The 20509-nt window shown below is 42.3% G+C and carries 15 protein-coding genes and 3 rRNA genes; 3 read left to right on the forward strand and 15 right to left on the reverse strand.

From position 1 onward, the window contains the following. Window positions 1-74: 74 nt before the first annotated feature. From J4856_RS11325 to J4856_RS11375, 11 genes are all read right to left on the reverse strand, one after another. On the reverse strand, window positions 75-476 hold the full coding sequence (locus J4856_RS11325) for a hypothetical protein (protein ID WP_025839966.1): 402 nt from the start codon (window positions 474-476) through the stop codon (window positions 75-77). A 17-nt stretch (window positions 477-493) separates the two neighbouring features. Beyond that, window positions 494-1807: a ribosome biogenesis GTPase Der gene (der, locus tag J4856_RS11330; protein WP_025839967.1), complete on the reverse strand. Its 1314-nt coding sequence runs from the start codon at window positions 1805-1807 to the stop codon at window positions 494-496. A 232-nt stretch (window positions 1808-2039) separates the two neighbouring features. Further along, window positions 2040-2921 carry a GTPase Era gene (era, locus tag J4856_RS11335; RefSeq protein WP_025839968.1) on the reverse strand — a complete coding sequence of 294 codons (882 nt, stop codon included), beginning with the start codon at window positions 2919-2921 and terminating at the stop codon, window positions 2040-2042. 186 nt (window positions 2922-3107) lie between these two features. Then, the gene (locus J4856_RS11340) at window positions 3108-4127 is read right to left on the reverse strand and encodes a beta-ketoacyl-ACP synthase III (protein ID WP_025839969.1); all 1020 of its coding nucleotides are present in this window, start codon (window positions 4125-4127) and stop codon (window positions 3108-3110) included. 2 nt (window positions 4128-4129) lie between these two features. After that, the gene (gene rpmF / locus J4856_RS11345) at window positions 4130-4315 is read right to left on the reverse strand and encodes a 50S ribosomal protein L32 (RefSeq protein WP_009012646.1); all 186 of its coding nucleotides are present in this window, start codon (window positions 4313-4315) and stop codon (window positions 4130-4132) included. Window positions 4316-4336: 21 nt separating this feature from the next. Continuing rightward, complete coding sequence (locus J4856_RS11350) at window positions 4337-4855, reverse strand: YceD family protein (protein ID WP_025839970.1); 519 nt, start codon at window positions 4853-4855, stop codon at window positions 4337-4339. A gap of 275 nt (window positions 4856-5130) precedes the next feature. Then, complete coding sequence (locus tag J4856_RS11355) at window positions 5131-6297, reverse strand: sensor histidine kinase (RefSeq protein ID WP_025839971.1); 1167 nt, start codon at window positions 6295-6297, stop codon at window positions 5131-5133. A gap of 685 nt (window positions 6298-6982) precedes the next feature. Beyond that, a 5S ribosomal RNA gene (rrf, locus tag J4856_RS11360) occupies window positions 6983-7095 on the reverse strand. 213 nt (window positions 7096-7308) lie between these two features. Next, window positions 7309-10210 (reverse strand): 23S ribosomal RNA (locus J4856_RS11365). A 386-nt stretch (window positions 10211-10596) separates the two neighbouring features. Further along, a 16S ribosomal RNA gene (locus J4856_RS11370) occupies window positions 10597-12127 on the reverse strand. The 16S, 23S and 5S rRNA genes sit together here, the layout of an rRNA operon. A 967-nt stretch (window positions 12128-13094) precedes the next feature. Then, a complete protein-coding gene (locus J4856_RS11375; RefSeq protein ID WP_025837827.1) occupies window positions 13095-13571 on the reverse strand; it encodes an arginine repressor in 477 nt (158 codons plus the stop codon). Window positions 13572-13863: 292 nt separating this feature from the next. Here J4856_RS11375 and J4856_RS11380 point away from each other — a divergent pair, with 292 nt between their 5' ends. After that, window positions 13864-14592 carry a Bax inhibitor-1/YccA family protein gene (locus tag J4856_RS11380; RefSeq protein ID WP_025837825.1) on the forward strand — a complete coding sequence of 243 codons (729 nt, stop codon included), beginning with the start codon at window positions 13864-13866 and terminating at the stop codon, window positions 14590-14592. A gap of 295 nt (window positions 14593-14887) precedes the next feature. Beyond that, window positions 14888-15853, forward strand: a complete 966-nt coding sequence (locus J4856_RS11385) for a M48 family metallopeptidase (protein ID WP_065367706.1) — start codon at window positions 14888-14890, stop codon at window positions 15851-15853. A gap of 113 nt (window positions 15854-15966) precedes the next feature. On the opposite strand, the gene J4856_RS11390 is transcribed toward J4856_RS11385, so the two are convergent. The 4 genes from J4856_RS11390 to rpmH form a co-directional block, all read right to left on the reverse strand. Next, on the reverse strand, window positions 15967-16962 hold the full coding sequence (locus J4856_RS11390) for a D-alanine--D-alanine ligase (RefSeq protein WP_025837823.1): 996 nt from the start codon (window positions 16960-16962) through the stop codon (window positions 15967-15969). A 129-nt stretch (window positions 16963-17091) separates the two neighbouring features. Further along, window positions 17092-18189, reverse strand: a complete 1098-nt coding sequence (locus tag J4856_RS11395; protein WP_065367705.1) for an RluA family pseudouridine synthase — start codon at window positions 18187-18189, stop codon at window positions 17092-17094. A 6-nt stretch (window positions 18190-18195) separates the two neighbouring features. Beyond that, entirely contained in the window at window positions 18196-18975 is a 780-nt protein-coding gene (locus J4856_RS11400) for a PASTA domain-containing protein (protein ID WP_025837821.1), read from the reverse strand. A gap of 216 nt (window positions 18976-19191) precedes the next feature. Beyond that, window positions 19192-19347, reverse strand: a complete 156-nt coding sequence (gene rpmH / locus J4856_RS11405) for a 50S ribosomal protein L34 (protein WP_004361653.1) — start codon at window positions 19345-19347, stop codon at window positions 19192-19194. Window positions 19348-19565: 218 nt separating this feature from the next. Between rpmH and efp the strand changes: the two genes are divergently transcribed. Then, window positions 19566-20132 carry an elongation factor P gene (gene efp / locus J4856_RS11410; protein WP_004361650.1) on the forward strand — a complete coding sequence of 189 codons (567 nt, stop codon included), beginning with the start codon at window positions 19566-19568 and terminating at the stop codon, window positions 20130-20132. Window positions 20133-20509 lie beyond the last annotated feature (377 nt).

The raw sequence follows: 20509 nt of genomic DNA on the forward strand, positions 1-20509 counted from the left end.
TAGTACCACGTGCGTTTGACACAAACACATCAGTAAACTGCTCGAAAAAAGAAGATCCAGATGGCAACTATGTGCTATCGCATCACCCAAATACCATGCTTCTTTAACATTGGAACAACAACTTGTTCAGTCGTTTTATCACCATAATGGAATAACAGAAAAGCACTGGCTGTACTGTCTTTTTCAGAGAAAACTGATGAAACAAAGGAAACAGAATCAATCCCATTATGCTCTTTCTTCTGTTGTTCAATGAACTGACGAAGGTTTAGCAGGAGTTGTTTCCGATAGTTATCAGGCAATTTCTCCGTACGATTCTCACCTCCTAAGAAGGCATCATACTTCCCCTTTAAGAGTTGGTCATAGTAGAGTTTGGCTGCACGACCAGCCAACTCTGCATGATCTACTTCCTTCTTCTTCCCACAAGCCATCAATAGAAATGGTAAAGAGAAGAGAAGAGAAATTGTTATTCGTTTCATAAGCAGACTTCCTATGACTACTTCTGACGGACAAACACATTGATTGGACAGCCATGTAGGTTCCAATTCTCACGTATCTTATTCTCTAAGAAACGGCGATACTGCTCCTTGACATACTGTGGCAGGTTCGCATAGAATACGAATGAAGGAATCTGTGTGTTAGGAAGTTGTGAGCAATATTTAATTTTAATATACTTACCCTTAACTGACTGTGGTGGCGTTGCTTCAATGATAGGAAGCATCACCTCATTCAATTTTGTTGTACCAATGTGTCTTGTTCGGTTCTGATAAACTTCTTTCGCCGTCTCCAAAACCTTAAAGATACGCTGCTTAGTTAGTGCCGAAGCAAAAATGATAGGGAAGTCAACGAATGGTGCCATACGCTTGCGAATAGCATTCTCGAAGGTATCAATAACCTTCTGGGTCTTGTCTTCAACTAAGTCCCATTTGTTCACAACTACAACAAGGCTCTTATGGTTTCGCTGAATGAGCTGGAAGATATTCATATCCTGTGCTTCAATACCACGCGTTGCATCCAACATAAGAATACAAACATCTGAGTTTTCAATGCTTCGGATAGAACGCATGACACTATAGAACTCCAAGTCTTCACTCACCTTATTCTTACGACGGATACCTGCGGTATCAACAAGATAGAAATCAAAACCGAACTTGGTGTAACGAGTATAGATACTATCACGTGTCGTACCGGCTATCTCGGTCACAATATTTCGGTCCTCACCAATGAAAGCATTGATAATACTTGACTTACCTGCATTAGGGCGACCTACAACTGCGAAACGAGGAATATCCAAATCTATAGTCTCTTCTGGTGCATCTTTCAAACTCTCTAACAGAATATCAAGTAAATCACCTGTTCCACCACCTGTAGCAGCACTGATACAGATTGGTTCACCCAGACCAAGTTTATAGAACTCGGCTGCCTGATAATACTCACCACTATTATCAACCTTATTAGCTACAAGGAGCACAGGAAGCTTTGTGCGGCGAAGAATCGTTGCTACATCCTCATCCCAGTCGGTAATACCGGTCTCGGTATCAACAACAAAGAGAACAAGGTCGGCTTCTTCTGTTGCCACAAGCACCTGCTTGCGAATAGCATCTTCAAAAATATCATCTGATTTGACAACCCATCCACCAGTGTCAACAATAGAGAACTCGCGTCCGTTCCACTGACACTTACCATACTGGCGGTCGCGTGTTGTACCAGCAGTATCGCTCACAATCGCATGACGTGTCTGAGTTAATCGATTGAAAAGTGTGGACTTACCAACATTTGGGCGTCCAACAATAGCTACTAAATTTCCCATTCTTTTTGGTCTTTTCCCTCTCCATAATTCAGCCCTAAGCTCATAACAACTATGAAAAGGCGCCGGATGTGGTCAAGCACCCGATGAATATTTGCCGAGGATGACCATTCCCCAGCCCTCGCATTGTGCGAGAGTGTGCTCTACTAAGCAGTCAGAGCAAGTTTCTTGTCTTCAAGAGTTTATTGGCTTTATTAGCCTAATTAGCCCAATTGGCTTAATAAAACCCCTCCCTTTACTCCGGACTATATCCGAATTGCTTCAACTCTTTCTGTGAGTTACGCCAGTCCTTGTCAACCTTTACAAAAGTCTCAAGGAAAATCTTCTTTTCAAAGAATCGCTCGAGGCTCTTACGTGCTTCAGTGGAAACCTTCTTGAGCGCCATTCCCTGATGCCCGATGATAATGCCCTTTTGGCTATTACGTTCAACATAAATAACCGCATTTATATGTATTTGTCGGTCATCTTCTTTGAAACGCTCAATAACAACCTCTACAGAATAAGGGATTTCCTTGTCGTAATAGCGCAGAATCTTCTCACGGATAATCTCAGATACGAAGAATTTTGCAGGTTTATCAGTCAACTGATCCTTATCAAAGAAAGCAGGACTCTCAGGTAGAAGCTCATGAATACGTTTGAGAAGAATGTCGATTCCAAACTTATTCTTAGCTGAGATTGGAAGAATCTCTGCATTAGGTAACAGCACATGCCATTTTGTGACAAGTGTACCAAGTTTTTTCTGGTCGCTCTCGTCAATCTTGTTAATAAGGAGGATGACTGGGATGGTCATTTTAGATACCTTCTCCAAGAAATCCATATTTTTTTCCGGATCTTCGACAACATCTGTCACATAAAGCAAGATATCAGCATCAGCCAACGCTGACTCGGAGAATTGAAGCATCATCTCCTGCATCTTATAATTTGGCTTTAGTACACCAGGTGTATCAGAGAAAACTATTTGCGAATCTTCTGTATTGACGATTCCCATAATACGATGACGTGTTGTCTGTGCCTTAAACGTGGCTATACTAAGCTTCTCGCCAACGAGTTGATTCATCAGCGTACTTTTTCCCACATTCGGATTACCAACGATATTTACAAATCCTGCTTTGTGCATAAATCTAACCCTCATGTTTCCTTCGATAAGAAGGGACATTTGAAAAGTTCTGTTATAATTCTTAATAAGAGATAAGAAAGCAAAACATACTATTAGCTTATATTTTCCTAATCTCATTAACCAAAAAAACGCACCTATCTTATAAGAAAAGAAAGATGCGTTTTTATGTATAATAACTTAGTTTCTTTATTTCTTAGCTGCTACAGAGTCTCCGTCATAAGCCCACTTGAAGTAAGAGGCACCATTAACGAAACCTGCTCCAAAGGCGGTGAAAATAATATTATCACCCTTCTTCAGCTGTGATTCAAAATCCCAAAGAACAAGCGGCATACAAGCAGCACTGGTGTTACCATAACGCTGAATATTAACCAAAACTTTTTCCATTGGGATACCTATACGCTTTGCGACAGCTTCGATGATACGGAGATTTGCCTGATGACAAACCACGTAATCTACATCATCTTTTGTTAAGCCATTACGCCTCAAAAGATTTTCACAATCGTCGCCCATTGCTGTGACAGCATAGCGAAAGACTGTGCGTCCCTCTTGGTAAGTGTAATGTAAACGATGATCAACTGTAAAACTTGATGAAGGACAGACAGAACCGCCTGCTTTAACATGGAGGAATGGAAGTCCCTTACCATCTGTACGATGATAAGAATCTATCATACCAATACCTTCCTCGGTTGTTCCCTCAACCATCACAGCACCTGCACCATCACCAAAAAGTGGACACGTAGCACGATCACGATAATCGGTAATAGCTGACATCTTGTCAGCACCGATAACAATGATACGCTTGTGACGACCACTCTGGATCATATTGCAGGCTACATCGAGTGCATACATGAAGCCACAACATGCAGCAGCTAAGTCAAATGCGAAGGCATTCTTCAATCCCAGCTTTCCTAAAACGATAGAAGCTGTAGAAGGATGCGGATAGTCAGGAGTCGTTGTAGCAACAACAACAGCATCAATACTGTCAGGATCAGCACCTGTCTTTGTCATCAGGAGCTTTGCTGCCTTGCGGGCCATATAGGATGTGCCGAGCCCCTCTTCAGTCAGGATTCGGCGTTCCTTAATACCTGTACGAGTGGTAATCCACTCATCATTTGTATCAACCATGCGAGACAACTCCTCATTATTGAGGACATAGTCTGGCACGTAACCTGCGACACCTGTTATAATCGCATTAATCATACTCATATTTACTCAGCTGTTTCCTTTACGACAGCAACCTTACCACGATAGTAACCACAAGTTGGGCAAACCGTGTGATATACATAGTAAGCACCACAGTTAGGACATAAAGCCAATGTAGGAGCTACTGCCTTATCGTGAGTTCTTCTCTTCAGTGTACGAGTCTTTGACTGTCTTCTTTTTGGATGTGCCATAATTCTTTAAACTTTAATATTTTATTTTTTCAATTTTAATAGAGCTTCCCAGCGCGGATCCATTGGCTGCTCGTCTTCCTCACCGCTTCGGGCGGCAGAATACTCCTCAAGAGCTCGTACCATAGCAGAGTTACATTTTCCAGGTGCATGCACATGCTTGATAGGGATTGCGAGAGCAATGAATTCGTAGAGGTACCATGTAACATCGAGTATTCCTTCGTCCTCGGCCACCGTCACAAGATCACCCTCTTCTGAGTTTTCTGTTCCAAAATTAACTTCGAGACGCTGTGTGGTCTCTATTGGCTGCTCCATTAAGTCGAGGCATCTATCGCACGAAATCATCACCGTACCTACCTCATGAAAGTCAAGGGTAAAGAAATCATTCCCATTGCGTACGATACCGAGAGATACGTGCACATTTCCTCGACTTACTTCAGGAGCGTCAACTTCCTTAAAGTAAGTGTCATCCAGGTCGAACTCAAGGTGATTTACACCTTCTTTCAGACCCTTCAAGTCTATCTTAAGGGTTTCTAAGTCCATAATTGGGTTGCAAAGTTACGAATATTTTTCTGATAATAAGCAAATTATAAGTAAAAAAAGTAGGAATATGAGATTGTACTTCTATAGGCTACTCGTTATCAGATGAAGTTTTAACTGCCATTATCAACTGACTATAAAATGTTTTACTGAATATTTCTAGTGTACAAGTGCCCTCTTATTCAATATATCCTAACATCTTAATGACTAGGTATAGTGATAATCTAACGAACTAGTTTTCATTAACCTTAGCATCATAAAATTACAAAGTCTCGTTTTTACTCCTTCCGAAGTTCTATACGAAAAGTTGTGCCTTTCCCTACTTCCGAACTTTTAACATAAATCTTACCATGATGATATTCTTCTACTATACGTTTTGCCAGACTTAATCCTAACCCCCAACCACGATCCTTTGTGGTAAAGCCAGGCCGAAATATGTTTCTAATATCCTTCTTCTTTATTCCCTTTCCAGTATCACTTACTTCAACGTATACACGATTTTCTGTTTCCTCTAAACGTAAGGTAATACAACCAAGTTTTCCACCCATAGCATCAACAGCATTCTTACATAGGTTTTCAATCACCCATTCAAAGAGAGACGAATTCATATTAATAATAATGTCATCAGTTGGTAGTTCAGTCCTCATCTCTATCTTTTTTGATGTACGACGATCCATATAGTCGACCACATGACGAAGGACATCGTTAAGACTTGCAGGAACTGGCTCAGGAATTGAACCAATCTTTGAAAAACGATCTGCAATGAGTTTAAGACGTTTTACATCTTTATCCATCTCAGGTAAGAGTTCGTCGTCTGGGTAAGATTCCTTTAATATCGTTATCCATGCCATAAGAGATGAGATAGGAGTGCCTAACTGATGTGCTGTTTCCTTGCTTAATCCAACCCAAACCTTATTTTGTTCAGCACGTTTCGAAGTGAGTAAAGCAAATATAGCAACAATAACAAATAACATAACGACACCCAACTGTACGTAAGGATATATAGCGATTCGCTTTAACATTAAAGAATCATCATAGCATACATCTATATAATCATTATGATTTTTGCTCAAAGCTATGCGAATCACTTGTCCTGCAACCTTCATTTGTAGCCCTTGAGAGGTAACATAATTGAGGCTATCTTGAGCATTGCGTGCTTTAATGACTAAATTACGAAATTCTGTAACTTTGCCATCGTTATCTAAAACAACAACAGGAATCGTGTGATTTTCATCTAACACTTTCAATACAAGACTTAAGTCGGTGTTTTCATCTGCTGCACTTAAAGATTTCATAGCTTCTGCCCATACTTGCATCTTACTCTTCTCTTGTACTGATAAGTCATGGGTCAAAGAGTGTGACACAAGTAATGACGCTACCGCAATAATAATGGCTGCGATTACTAAAAATATCTTTACCTGTCGGGTTCTGTCGGTCCATTGCATATTTAATCAACGAAAACAAAAAAAAAATATTGTAAGCGCTAACACTTAATTCTATGGACCAACTCTATTTGTTAAACTATTATCACAACTAGCTTAATTAGAACTATTAGCCATTATTAGCCTGATTAGGGTTCAGTAGGAAAAAAAATGAGAAATAGGCACATAAGAGATGAATAATAAAAAATACTTTCAAACTTATGAGTAATATGAATACATAAAGGATAAAAAAACATCGAATATAATACGAGTTTAGTTTCATTTCTAGTTGCTGTCATTTTTAACATTTCATGTATTTTGCTGAAAAACAATAAGAAAAGCGCCTATTAAAAATGATAGGAATGACAGGAACTAAGATTTATGAGTTGCCTGGCGAAACTAGTTCGGCTAATTATTATAAACTTCTTCTGTACCAAGATATAAAGTGAACAACGAAAGTTGTAATATCATTGGACACACAGAGAAAATAAATGTATGGGTGATTATAAAACGATAGTCTAAGAAAAAATAAACTCATCATTAACATAGGACATTGGTCTCTAAATATAAATATTTGTCCTATTAAGTCCAATTAGCCTTATTACTCCTATTAGCCTTATTAGCTCTAGTAGGCTTATTAGCCAAATAAGCTTGACCTCCATAAACACAAAAAAGAGCCCTGAAGATTTCTCTTCAGGGCTCTCGTAAAAGAAGGCGGCCACCTACTCTCCCGCATTGCATTGCAGTACCATCGGCGCAGTCGGGCTTAACTTCTCTGTTCGGAATGGGAAGAGGTGGGACCCCGACGCAATAACCACCTGATATAACGTTCAACTGACTGTCTTAATAAATTATTATCAGTATTGTTTCATTCATCGTTTCCTATGATAACTAAGACGCTTATGTCAGCCGTATAAGGTGACGTATTTCCACAAGCAAAACATATATAGAACCTATCTTCTTACTTTAGAAGAATACACAGCTCAAAGTCTGAGTCACTGGTCCCCGCACTCTATAATCTAGAGGCGGGAGACCCGAAGAAAGTTTCGGGCAATTAGTAGTGCTCGGCTTTGACGTCACCGTCTTTACACCTACACCCTATCAACGTCATCGTCTATGACGACCCTTATGAGGAGTTCTCATCTTGCGGCTGGCTTCGCACTTAGATGCTTTCAGCGCTTATCCAATCCAGACTCAGATACCCAGCGGTGCACCTGGCGGCACAACTGGTAAACCGGAGGTCTGTCCAACACGGTCCTCTCGTACTAGTGTCAGCACCACGCAAAACTCCAACGCCCACGATAGATAGAGACCGAACTGTCTCACGACGTTCTGAACCCAGCTCGCGTGCCACTTTAATGGGCGAACAGCCCAACCCTTGGGACCTTCTCCAGCCCCAGGATGTGACGAGCCGACATCGAGGTGCCAAACCACCCCGTCGATATGAGCTCTTGGGGGGGATCAGCCTGTTATCCCCGGAGTACCTTTTATCCTTTGAGCGACGGAGTTTCCATACACATCCGCCGGATCACTATGCCCCAGTTTCCTGCCTGCTCGGCATGTCTGCCTCCCAGTCAAGCGCCCTTATGCCATTGCACTCTATAAGGCCGGTTACCAATCGGCCCGAGGGCACCTTTGGAAGCCTCCGTTACGCTTTTGGAGGCGACCACCCCAGTCAAACTACCCACCAAGCAGTGTCCGCACCACAGGCGCGTTAGACCTCAGACAGCCAAAGGGCCGTATTTCAAGGATGGCTCCACGAATGCTGGCGCACCCGCTTCGAAGCCTCCGGCCTATCCTACACATCGGATGACCAAGGTCAATGCTAAGCTGTAGTAAAGGTTCACGGGGTCTTTTCGTCCCATCGCGGGTAATCGGCATCTTCACCGATACTACAATTTCACTGAGCTCATGGTTGAGACAGCGTCCAGATCATTACACCATTCGTGCAGGTCGGAACTTACCCGACAAGGAATTTCGCTACCTTAGGACCGTTATAGTTACGGCCGCCGTTTACCGGGGCTTCAATTCAATGCTTCCCATTGCTGGTGACATCTCCTCTTAACCTTCCGGCACCGGGCAGGTGTCAGGCTGTATACATCATCTTTCGAGTTAGCACAGCCCTGTGTTTTTGTTAAACAGTTGCCTGGACCTATTCTCTGCGCCTCATATTGCTATGAGGACCCCTTATTCCGAAGTTACGGGGTCAATTTGCCTAGTTCCTTAACCATGAATCTCTCAACGCCTTAGTATATTCTACCCGACCACGTGTGTCCGTTTGCGGTACGGGTCGCTATTACATTAAGTTTAGCGGATTTTCTCGGAAGTATGATTACCTGCACTCAAGTTATCCCGAAGGATTACCTGTACTTTCATGGTTCAGCTCGGAAGGTGGATTTGCCTGCCTTCCTCATAGCCTACGCACTTAAACGCCCTATTCCGTCAGGGCGCGGCAGTGTCACTGCTCCGTCTCCACATCACTGTAATAGCGAGTTGCGGAATATTAACCGCATCTGCCATCGCCTTCGCCGTTCGGCTGAGACTTAGGACCCGACTAACCCCGGGCTGATTGGCATCGCCCGGGAAACCTCGGTCTTTCGGCGAAAGGGAATCTCACCCTTTTTATCGTTACTTATACCTACATTTGCTTTTCCATAAGCTCCAGGATCGGTTACCCTCACCATTCAACGCCAATGGAATGCTCCCCTACCGATACTTTTAATATACATTACTATCCCGCGCCTTCGGTATCTGACTTATACCCGATTATTATCCATGCCCGGACCCTCGACTAGTGAGCTGTTACGCACTCTTTGAATGAATGGCTGCTTCCAAGCCAACATCCTAGCTGTCACGGGGACCAGACTTCGTTAGACTAACTTAGACAGAATTTCGGGACCTTAGACGGCGGTCTGGATTCTTCTCCTCTCGGGGACGGACCTTAGCACCCGCCCCCTTACTGCACGATTGCGGTCCATAAGCATTCGGAGTTCGTCAGGTCTCGATAGGCGGTGAAGCCCTCTTGACCTATCGGTCGCTCTACCTCTTATGGAGATCATCGCACGCGGCACCTAAATGCCTTTCGGGGAGTACGAGCTATCTCCAAGTTTGATTGGCCTTTCACTCCTACACTCACCTCATCGGGAAGCTTTTCAACGCTTATCCGTGCGGTCCTCCATCCGGTGTTACCCGGACTTCAACCTGGGCAAGTGTAGATCACTTGGTTTCGCGTCTACCCCATCTGACTCGACGCCCTATTCAGGCTCGCTTTCACTGCGGATGCGCGTCTCATGACGCTTATCCTTGCCAGACATGGTAACTCGTAGGTTCATTATGCAAAAGGCACGCCGTCACTGCGTAAGCAGCTCCGACCGCTTGTAGGCGCATGGTTTCAGGAACTATTTCACTCTCCTTATTGGAGTGCTTTTCACCTTTCCTTCACAGTACTCGTTCACTATCGGTCTCACGGGAGTATTTAGCCTTACCGGATGGTCCCGGCTGATTCGCGCAGAATTTCACGTGTTCCGCGTTACTCAGGATACCACTACGTCTCGTCATGCTTCGAATACGGGATTATCACCCTCTATGATTGTTCTTTCCAGAACATTCTTCTCACAATCTAAGTACGACAGCGTGGTCCTACAACCCCTGCTAAGCGTTGCCACAAAGCAGGTTTGGGCTATTCCCCGTTCGCTCGCCACTACTAGGGGAATCATTATTTATTTTCTCTTCCTAGAGGTACTAAGATGTTTCAGTTCCCTCCGTTCGCCTCACTACTTATGTAGTGATAACAGGTCTTCAACCTGATGGGTTGTCCCATTCGGAAATCCTTGGATCAAAGGTTATTTGCACCTACCCAAGGCTTATCGCAGCTTATCACGTCCTTCATCGCCTCCGTGAGCCAAGGCATCCGCCATGCGCCCTTTCTTACTTTCTTCGCCTTTCTCGTTGTTGACAACAAGAAATGTAGCTCATACTTTCAGCTGTTGTGTGATTCTAAAAAAATGAAGTTTAAACCTCATTGTTTAGAATACTAATTCTTCCAATCATTGAAAGAATAGTTCTACTTTACAGTCTTGCTTGTGTCAATATGTCAAAGATCTTATGCTGTTACTTTGATTGTTCTGAGGCAGTGCCTCAGAAGCGTGGACAGCTAAGTGGAGAATAAGGACTTGAACCTTTATGTGAGCCTTAAACTCTAAACTCCTACATTTATATAATACAGAGTGCAGTGAGTACAAGAAGAAAAACGAACCAAGGTTCTTTTTATCTTTACAATACTTTTAACTTGTCAACTTGTCAACTAAAAAGCATCCTCTCCAGAAAGGAGGTGTTCCAGCCGCACCTTCCGGTACGGCTACCTTGTTACGACTTAGCCCCAATCACCAGTTTTGCCCTAGGCCGATCCTTGCGGTCACGGACTTCAGGCACCCCCGGCTTTCATGGCTTGACGGGCGGTGTGTACAAGGCCCGGGAACGTATTCACCGCGCCATGGCTGATGCGCGATTACTAGCGAATCCAGCTTCGTGGGGTCGGGTTGCAGACCCCAGTCCGAACTGGGACCGGCTTTCAAGATTTGATGCAATTTGCATTACACCATCCCTCTGTACCGGCCATTGTAACACGTGTGTAGCCCCGGACGTAAGGGCCGTGCTGATTTGACGTCATCCCCACCTTCCTCACACCTTACGGTGGCAGTGTCTCCAGAGTGCCCAGCATCACCTGATGGCAACTGAAGAGAGGGGTTGCGCTCGTTATGGCACTTAAGCCGACACCTCACGGCACGAGCTGACGACAACCATGCAGCACCTTCACAGGAGTCCCGAAGGACCTCAACATCTCTGTATCGTTCTCCTGCAATTCAAGCCCGGGTAAGGTTCCTCGCGTATCATCGAATTAAACCACATGTTCCTCCGCTTGTGCGGGCCCCCGTCAATTCCTTTGAGTTTCACCGTTGCCGGCGTACTCCCCAGGTGGGATGCTTAATGCTTTCGCTTAGCCGCTGATACCAGGTACCAACAGCGGGCATCCATCGTTTACTGTGCGGACTACCAGGGTATCTAATCCTGTTTGATACCCGCACCTTCGAGCTTAAGCGTCAGTTGCGCTCCCGTCAGCTGCCTTCGCAATCGGAGTTCTTCGTCATATCTAAGCATTTCACCGCTACACGACGAATTCCGCCAACGTTGTGCGTACTCAAGGAAACCAGTATGCGCTGCAAGTCAGACGTTGAGCGTCTACATTTCACAACACACTTAATCTCCGGCCTACGCTCCCTTTAAACCCAATAAATCCGGATAACGCCTGGACCTTCCGTATTACCGCGGCTGCTGGCACGGAATTAGCCGGTCCTTATTCGTATGGTACCTGCAAAAAGGGACACGTCCCTCACTTTATTCCCATAAAAAAGCAGTTTACAACCCATAGGGCCGTCATCCTGCACGCTACTTGGCTGGTTCAGACTTACGTCCATTGACCAATATTCCTCACTGCTGCCTCCCGTAGGAGTTTGGACCGTGTCTCAGTTCCAATGTGGGGGACCTTCCTCTCAGAACCCCTACTGATCGTTGCCTTGGTGGGCCGTTACCCCGCCAACAAGCTAATCAGACGCATCCCCATCCATTACCGATAAATCTTTACTTCAAATCTGATGCCGTCATCGAAGACCATGCGGTATTAGTCTGCCTTTCGGCAGGTTATCCCACAGTAATGGGAAGGTTGGATACGCGTTACTCACCCGTGCGCCGGTCGACGTCCAAAGAGTGCAAGCACTCTCCGCCGTTTCCCCTCGACTTGCATGTGTTAAGCCTGTAGCTAGCGTTCATCCTGAGCCAGGATCAAACTCTCCATTGTAAAATATCTGTTGGTGATAAATGATGGATAATAGGTGATAATAAATACCACTACTTCCAAACACGTCACCGAGTAATCTCTGTTTCAGAACGCTTATCCTAAAAGTATCAAGTAAAAAGCACCTCTTCGCTTGTTTCTTAATTGTTTTGAGGCGGTGCCTCAAAAGCAAGAACAATGAATTGATCGGTTCGTTTCTTTTACCCATCCATTTGATATAAAATCAAACAGACGCTTCTTGTACTACTTCTCTGTTTATGTAAATCTTTTCAAAGAACTCTTTCTTTATTGCCTTAATCAACTTGCCAGGTGGCTTGTTTTGTAAAGCGGATGCAAAGGTATAGAGAAATTTGAATACTACCAAATGTTTTCAAGAAAAACTTTCAAGAAAATACGTTTTTTTTCATTTTTGACCAAATTCAACCTCAAAAAATGATTATACACCTTATATAATATATTGGCACGAAAAAAAATATACCTTTTATTATTTATCCCGCTCACAAAAGCTACATGTCAGACATCCTTGGGGATTACCATCTAGAAATAGAGAAGAGCGAACTTAAATATTCCAAGAGCTTATTTTTATAAACTTACTGGCTCAATAACGAATCGTGGGGTTGTGTGTTGATATTCCACCGGTTTGGTGCGGGTGCTTTGCACATGTGGTGCGGATGCTTAGCACTTATGGTGCGGATGGTATGCACCACATGTGCGAAGGATTAACACCATTGCTGTATATGTAAGGGTAGGGATTTAACGTGAGTTAAGCAGATTAAAACTAAGGTCAATTTGGAGTTGTATTTTGTTGGTGGATATACTTTTTGACAATATTTTTATACTCTATGACTAATTACCCACATGATTCATTATAGACCCAACTTACTTTTTCAATTTATGAAATAAGTCTTGCAATCAATTTCCCTTCCTTGCGCTATTATCAGCCTTAATATAATCCCCTCTTTACCTAAGTTTATCCTATTTCTGGAATTACATACGAAAGAGCTTCTAACACTTGTCCACGTGTTGCCCCTTCACGAAGAGCAATAAAGATAGTATCATCACCAGCAATTGACCCTAAAATATAAGGTGATTCAGAGTTATCAATATCATATGCAAGTGCACTGGCATAACCTGGTCGGGTCTTAACTATCGCCAACTGTCCCGAAATATGAACAGAAACGTAACCACTTCTCTGCAACATTTCTGTGGCTTTACGTGGTGTTGTCACACGTCGATACATCGTTTCATTTGGTAAAACATATACATATTTACCATTCATGGAAGCAGCCTTTGCCACCTTCAACTGTTTAAGATCTCGACTCAATGTTGCTTGAGTCAATTTAAAGCCTTCCTGCTCTAACATCTTTAGAACCTCTTCTTGGGAACCTAGTTCCATACTTGAAATAAGCATTTTCAATGCTTCAAGCCTACTGTTTTTTACTTTCATAAGCGTATAATTATCCTGCTTGAATTGCAAATTTATACACTTAATTGCAAATATGCAAATAAAAATACAACAAATTGCAATAAAGTTACGATAAGCCTTCCATTTATGTATAAATCCCACATGACACGTATTACTAGAAAAAAGGCATTACATTTGGCAGAATAAGATGTTTATGCTATATTTGTATTTCAAATGGCATAACATTTGCATATCCCTATATATAAGGCACTATTCTATGAAGATTGCCAACATACAACAATAAACAAGAGAAAATAAATAAATAAAAAAGAAAATGAATATGAATTTTGACAATTTCACAAACGTGACAAGTAATCAGGAACGTGACTTAGAGATGTCCCGTGCATTCCCATCATTGATGCGTAAGGTATATATATGGATGGCAATGGCCCTTGCTATTACAGGTGTTGTAGCTTATGGTGCTGGACATTCTCCAGCCCTCATCCAACTTCTTTATAACGGCAACGCACCACTGATTATAGCAGGATTAGTTGAAGTAGGTATCGTTTGGTATCTTTCATCTCGCATTCAGAAGCTGTCACTTGTAGCAGCAACAGCTTGGTTCATCCTCTTTGCTGCCATCAACGGAATGACCTTAGGATGGATTTTCGCAGCTTTCTCTTCAGCAGCAATCACCAAAACGTTCTTTGTCACAGCAGGAACTTTCGGTGCTATGGCATTGATTGGTTCGACAACCAAGAAGGATTTAACAAAGATGGGAGGAATTCTTTTCATGGCTTTGATAGGTCTCATCATAGCAGGATTGGTAAATATCTTCTTAAAGAGTGCCATGTTCGACTTTATAGTTAGCGGTATCGGTGTCCTTGTCTTCACAGGTCTTACAGCTTGGGACGCACAGAAAATTAAGCAAAACTTGCTGATGGCACCAGATGCAGGACAAGAAGCACAGAAGATTGCACTTCTCGGTTCTTTAAGCCTTTATCTCGACTTCATCAACCTCTTCCTTTATCTCCTCCGTTTCTTCGGAAACAACAGGAACTAATCAAAGAAGAAATTCACATACAAGGGCAACCTACTGAGGTTGTCCTTTTTTATTGTCAGATCAAAGCATGTGATGAGCCATAAAGAAATTACATTAATAAACTGCTTTAAAATATGTAATAAGAAATCATACAACATCAATTAAAAACTCAATTATTTTTCATCAGGAAAAAGGCGTATTGTGTCAAAAACACAAACAATCTTTAAAGAAAATTAATACCATTACTAATTTCAATAAAATAAAAAATTATATATAAATTTGCAGACAGAAACATCTTATCAATAAAATAAAACGTATGAAAAAAAGTATCTTAGGCGCATATATTAGCGCTTTCCTCCTATTCGGAGCAACACCAATGATGGCACAGTTCAATATTGGTAAAGCAGCAGAAGGCGCAACTAAAGTTCTTAAAGCAGCCACATTAACAGACGCCGACATGGCGAAATATGTAAAAGAATATGTGGCTTGGATGGATGAGCACAACCACGTTTGCGACGCCAGAAGCCCTTATACAAAACGCTTAAACAGACTCACACAAGGATTAAAAGATATTGAAGGTATTCCATTGAACTTCAAGGTGTATTATGTCACAGATGTAAACGCCTTCGCTTGTCCTGATGGTAGCGTACGTGTTTTCTCATCTCTGATGGACGCAATGACAGACGAAGAATTATTGGGTGTTATTGGTCATGAGATTGGTCACGTTGCACATAAAGACTCAAAAAAAGGATTCCGCAGAGCATTGTTGACCTCAGCATTGAAAGATGGAATCGCATCAACCAATGGAACTGCAGCAGCATTGAGCGAGTCTCAACTTGGAAGTCTTGGAGAGGCCCTGGTCAATGCAACCTATTCACAGAAGCAGGAGAGCAAAGCTGACGCTTATGGTTTCGATTTTCTCAAGAAGAATGGCAAGAACCCTTGGGCCATGGCACTCGCTTTCGAAAAACTGAAGAAGATGGAAGAAGATGCTGGCGTACAGAAAGATAGCAAATGGAAGCGTATGTTCTCCTCACACCCAGACCTTGACAAACGTATCAAGACGATGAGTAAGCGAGCCGAGAAAGATGGATTTGCACGTCCTGAGAACAAGATGCCAGAAAAGATTGTACAAATAGAGCCATCGACACAACAGGTTTCTAACAATCAAACAACAACTCGTAAGTCTTATAACAATAAAGCTGTTAGTGGCAAACCAGCTGGTAAGCGTCCTACGGCTAAACGTCCTGTAAGCAAGCGCCCAGCAGCTCGCAAGAGATAAGCAGATAGGAAAAATAAAAAGAAGAGAGGGTATCAGAAGTGCCATAATCCTTAAGATTGGCTTTCTGATACCCTCTCTTCTTTTATATTCTAGTAAGATGTATATGTCAGTTATTAAAACTGATTCTCAACAATCTCGCTCAATACTTCCTTAATATCTAAACCTGCCGCACGCACCTGCTGTGGAATAAAACTAGTGGTAGTCATACCAGGTGTGGTATTGATTTCAAGCATATTTATAACATCATTTCCATCCTTATCTTTTGAAATGATATAGTCGATACGGATAATACCATTCGCATGAAGAATGTCATAGATACGACTTGTCTCTGCTGCAACACGTTTAGCAGTCTCGTCTGACATACGGGCAGGTGTGATTTCCTCCACTTGTCCATTGTACTTTGCATTATAGTCAAAGAACTCATTGCTTGTCACAACCTCTGTAGCAGGGAAGACGACAGACTTATTCTTTGTCTTATAAACACCCTGAGAGATCTCCATACCATCCATGTAAGCCTCTATCATCACTTCATCACTCTGCATAAAAGCCACACGAAGAGCTGGGGCAAGCTGATCGATATTCTTCACCTTTGACACACCAAAGCTACTACCATCAGCCGATGGCTTCACGAAACAAGGCATACCAAGACGCTTTTCAATTTCAGCCTCATCATACTCTTCGCCACGACGCAGCAGAATACTATCAGCTACCTTAATACCCAACCCACGCAGATAGTTATTAAGGACATACTTATCAAAAGTTAATGCTTCCACAAGAACGCCACTCGTAGAATAAGGTAGATGGATAAGGTCAAAATAACCTTGCATCACACCATTTTCACCTGGTTGACCATGAATAGTGATATAAGCATAATCAAACTCCACACGCTTACCATTCATGACAAATGAAAAGTCATTCTTATCAATTGGTGCTAAACTGCCATCAGGTAATTCAACATTCCAATCGAGTCCCTTTACATCTACTATAAATATATTGTATCGTTCCTTGTCAAAGAAAGAATATAATCCTTGCCCTGAACGCATAGAGACATCATGTTCTGAAGAGTCGCCACCACATACGATAGCAATTTTACGCTTTGAATCTTTCATTGTGTTCTTTTTATTTTATCCCCGTTAGCCTTCTACAAACAAGCTATTCAACTTCCTTCGTAGGGGTTATGTGGATTATTAGTATTTCTATTATCTGAAAATATTAATATCTTATATTACAGCAACGTGTTAACTTGTTAACTCGTCCGCACGTCCACCAACAAAACCTATCCATTTCTCAATCAATGCCGCAAGGTCAGCCGGGAGCTCGCTGGTGAAGTCCATCTGCTTACCCGTAACAGGGTGAACAAAGCCTAATGTTCGCGCATGAAGTGCTTGCCGATTACAAAGTGCAAGACAATTCCGAATGAAAGCCTTATAAGTACTTGATCGTTGACCACGCAGAATTTCCGTTCCACCATAACGCTCATCACCGAACAAAGGATGACCAATGTGCTTCATGTGTGCACGAATCTGATGTGTACGACCTGTTTCAAGCACACATTCAATGAGTGTTGTGTAACCAAAGCGTTCAATGACACGATAGTGTGTAACAGCAGGTTTACCAATCTCCGAGTCTGGAGGGAAGACCGTCATACGCAATCTGTCCTTCGGATCACGTGCAATGTTCCCTTCGATGCGCCCTTCATCTTCTATAATATTTCCCCAAACAAGTGCATTATAACTGCGATGAGTTGTCTTGTTGAAGAATTGCTTACCCAATGCTGTCTTTGCATCAGGTGTTTTTGCAATCACCAAGAGTCCACTTGTGTCCTTATCTATTCTATGCACCAATCCAACTTCTGGGTCATTAGGATCAAAGGAAGGCATATCCTTGAGATGCCAAGCAATGGCATTAATCAATGTCCCATGGAAGTTTCCTGCTCCAGGATGCACAACAAGTCCTGCTGGTTTATTGACAACCATCAGAACGTCATCTTCATAGACGATATCCAAAGGTATATCCTCAGCTTCTATCGTGTTATCATGCTTTGGCTGATTGAGCATCAAAGTGATTACATCCTCCGGACGTACCTTATAATTACTTTTCACTGGCGCATTATTCACATGGATATAGCCAGCATCGGCAGCCTTCTGAATACGATTACGACTAGAATGCTGCATTCTCTCAAAGAGGAACTTATCAATACGAACAGGCTCCTGACCTTTATCTACGATGACACGGAAGTGCTCATACAACTCACCACCCACTCCCTCATGAGATTCAGCAGGAAGGAAGTCATCATTAAGCTCATCTTCAAATATCGTTTCTTCGTCAGTCGTCATAGTGCTTTATTCTTTTGGTCTAACTGAAGATGGGTCGGCAGGCAAACCTGATTGCGAAGAAGGATTTGAACTTCCCGAACCCGATTTTCCACGTGTATCTTTTATCTCGTTGCCATCCTCATCAACAGGAACTTCCACATATTCCTCCACCTCATCATATTTTGGGACCTTTTCCTCAACTTCAACCTCTTCATATTCAGGTTCTCTCAAACCTGCAGTATCAGAAATCTGACGAGTTCCATCACCCACCTGCAAAACGATGACAGCATCTGATGGTACACGGTCACCGGCGTTCACATGCTTGCCGTTTACCAAGATACCATAGATCCAGTCTTTCTCACCTGGGATATATTCTGGTTCACCCACCTTGAATCCCATAGAGAGCAACTGCGCCTGTGCTTCACGAAGCGAGTTATTGTCAATAATATCAGGGATAACCAGCGATGGTGCACTTGCCGCATTAATGGTTACATAAACCACATGCGTCGATTTAATGCGCTTACCACCCACTGGCGACTGCTCTAGAATACAATCGGCAGGCAGTTCTTTCACATATCCAGTATCCGTTACCTCAATTGTCAGCCCAACTTTATCCATGATATCCACAGCCTCATCATATTGCTTATGGATTACATTCGGCACAACAATAGACTCACCATGCAGTGTATAGAAGTCAAGTCCAAACCTAACTCCTATAGACAATATCGCCAAGAGGATGACGATAGCTAGGATATTACCCCAGATATATGTACTATTAAACTTATGGAAGAATTCTTTTGTAGTCATTCAACTTGCTTACTTTTCTTCTAACTTATCAACCTGTCAATCCGTCAACTCGCCAACTTGTCAATCCGTCAACTCGCCAACTATCACACAACTTGTCAACTCGTCAACTAAAATTACTTTTGGCAAAGGTAGATAAAAAAACGGAAAGAAGCAAAGAATAGTCTCTACTTCTTTCCGTTTTCGCACTAATTCCCTCTAAGGGAAAAGGCGTAATTTTTACTTTCCGTGATGTTCGTCAGAAACTGTTAACTTCTTACGACCCTTGGCACGACGAGCAGCCAATACACGACGGCCGTTTTTTGTTGCCATTCTCTCGCGGAAACCGTGCTTGTTCACACGACGACGGTTGTGCGGCTGAAATGTTCTTTTCATTTTCTTATCCTATTTTATTGTTATTATGCAAATTATAAGAGCAACAGGATAAAACCTGCCATTATGGGCTGCAAAATTACTTAATCTTTTTGAATTAACCAAGAAAACAATGATTTTTACGTCCTTTATTTATGTTTTTTTCCATATTTTCTGTAACTTTGCACCATCTTAGTGAGATATCAACGTATAAAAAATAATAAATTAGATATTAACAGATTATGATTAATTCACAGGAAATCAAGATTGGAACATGTATTCGTCTTGATGGTAAAATTTGGACTTGCATCGACTTCCAGCACCGTAAGCCAGGCAAGGGTAACACCGTTATGATTACTAAGTTGAAGAATGTTGCTGACGGCCGTGTGCTTGAACGTACTTTCCAGGTTGGTTTCAAACTTGAGGATGTACGTGTTGAGCGTCGTCCTTACCAGTACCTCTATGAGGATTCAACGGGTTACATCTTCATGAATCAGGAGACTTTCGAGCAGATTCCTATCTCTAAGCACCAAATCACTGGTTCTGACTACATGAAGGAAGGTGATGTTGTAGAAGTTGTTACAGATACTTCTGATGGTACAATCCTCCTCGCTGAGATGCCTGTTAAGACTACATTGACAATTACTCACAGCGAGCCAGGTGTAAAGGGTAACACTGCAACAAACGCAACAAAGCCTGCTACGCTTGAAACTGGTGCTGTTGTTCGCGTTCCCCTCTTCATCAACGAGGGTGAGGTTATCCAGATTGACACTCGCGATGGTAGCTACTTGGGTCGTGTAAACGCCTAAGTCCTCCCTGCCAACAGGCAGACTATCAGAAAACAGTATATAAATAGGATATGTCGGGCAACTGATATATCCTATTTTTTTAACCTTATTCAACTACTATAAAGAGATTACAAGACAAGAGGAAGAGAAAGACTCACCTATTTTCAAAACGCTAATCTACATTATTAATATATCTATTTAAAAACAATCATTACCCATATCAAGACAACAGAAAAGACCAAACTCCAAATTATTTTCACGACAAGAAAGATTTATTTTCACGAACAAAAATATTTTTCTTCATGAAAAGAAATATTTTTTTTCATGAAAATAATTCGAAACTTGCTTATTAACCAACCCGCCATACCCACTAAACTACAAGCCAACAAACACTGCTT

The organism is Prevotella scopos JCM 17725, from assembly GCF_018127785.1.
GTDB classification, from domain to species: Bacteria; Bacteroidota; Bacteroidia; order Bacteroidales; family Bacteroidaceae; genus Prevotella; species Prevotella scopos.